The sequence below is a fragment of the Intestinibacter sp. genome (assembly GCF_051866655.1).
Classification (GTDB): domain Bacteria; phylum Bacillota; class Clostridia; order Peptostreptococcales; family Peptostreptococcaceae; genus Intestinibacter.
On the sequence record NZ_JBJDXL010000095.1, the window covers coordinates 1 to 1577 of the forward strand.

Annotated in this window: 1 protein-coding gene; it reads right to left on the bottom strand. The window is 32.3% G+C overall.

The features are described from left to right. Positions 1-1262 (bottom strand): helix-turn-helix transcriptional regulator (locus tag ACI3VO_RS02525; protein ID WP_439756403.1); only part of this gene is annotated, 1262 nt, incomplete at its 3' end. Between the last annotated feature and the right edge of the window lie 315 nt (positions 1263-1577).

The following is a 1577-nucleotide window of genomic DNA, read 5'->3' on the forward strand; positions in this document are numbered from 1 at the left end:
CCCATGCCGTCCTTAGCCACAAAAACCCCGATATATCTCTCTTGGTCTTCACTGCACTGGTCAGAATATCTCTTTTCGCCGCCATCACGCTGACCAGCACAGTCCTCTCCGTCGCCACATTCATCTGCAGCCTCCATATCAACCTCTAATCTTCTATCCGCACTATAATCAACTATCTCATAATTCCTCTCAGCCTTTTCTTGCGCCTCACCAGCCATTCCATCTTCAATAATAGACTTAATTTTCTCACTAAAACTATCTATCACATCCCTAGTATAGCTGTCCTCTATATATTTCCCCGACAAAATATACTCCTCGTACGTCTTTTCGCCCAAAATTTTCTCCAAAATTTGGTAACTAAAACAGTCCCATCTAACCTCATGAGACAAATTATTATTCTCAAAATTGTCCTTTTCCATAATATATACATAATCACCGAACTCATCTAGCAAATAATTCAAAAGATTTCTTTTAAACTCTACCATTATAATAGAAAGCTCTCCCCCAAACATCTTAAAAGACCTTCTCAAATACTCCATTGGATTAAATCCATTTCTACACTCCAAAAAAGCAGACAATTCCGTAATATCCTCTTCTAGCTTAGTCACATTCAGCATCCTATCTACTCGATAATTCTTAAGAACATTAGAATTTTCCTCCGCACAAACCAAATAATAATTCTTATTCCTCAAAATCAAATAAACAGGGCTCTTAACATAAACCTTTCTCTCGCCATCATCATCAACCCTATACACCAAACGCTTAAAACAATCATAATTACAATAATTAAACCTAATCTTCTTTCCCTCCTTGATAGCCTTGTCGATAACCATCATATTAGAAAAAATTTCCTCATTAGTAGACTTAGGTATATCCTCAATAAAAATATTATCAATAAAATCTCTATTCTGATATATAGAATTAAAAGACTTAAGCTTTGCAAGCAGCTCCAAAGACTTGCCCTTAGTAATAAAATTGCTAGTCAAAACAGCATCCGACAAAATCTTGATCTCATATGGCTCAAGCGTATGCGAATTCAAATAATACCCCTCTTTATGCTTATCATAATCACTCACATCAAAACCAAGCGCCTTCATATCCCTCATATAGTTGTAAATCGTCCTTCTATCCAGCACAATTCCCAATCTCTTTTTCATATGATTATTAATCTCTTTAATCGAAAGTGAGACATTCTTATCCGAATAAGTCTCTAAAATGTCAATAAATGTATAGAATTTTATATTATTATTTATCCTATCCATATGTATTCCCCCACATAAACAAAATTTTTTAATTTTATATCCTCATTTTTACAAAATTTTCGTACTTTAATTCTCCCTCTTAATTAAAGACTTTTCCTTAAAAAAACTAACTAAAATAATCAATTAAGCCTAAACACCGCATTATATATTTGATAATTACTTATATTATAATTCTCTTTTTTAAAATTTCAATACACTGCCTGTACATAGTTTTGTACTTTCATACAAAAAAAAAGCATTATTTTTAATAAATTAATACAAAATAATACTTTATCACACATTTCTCGCCAAAATTATATATTAATATTCCGAGTG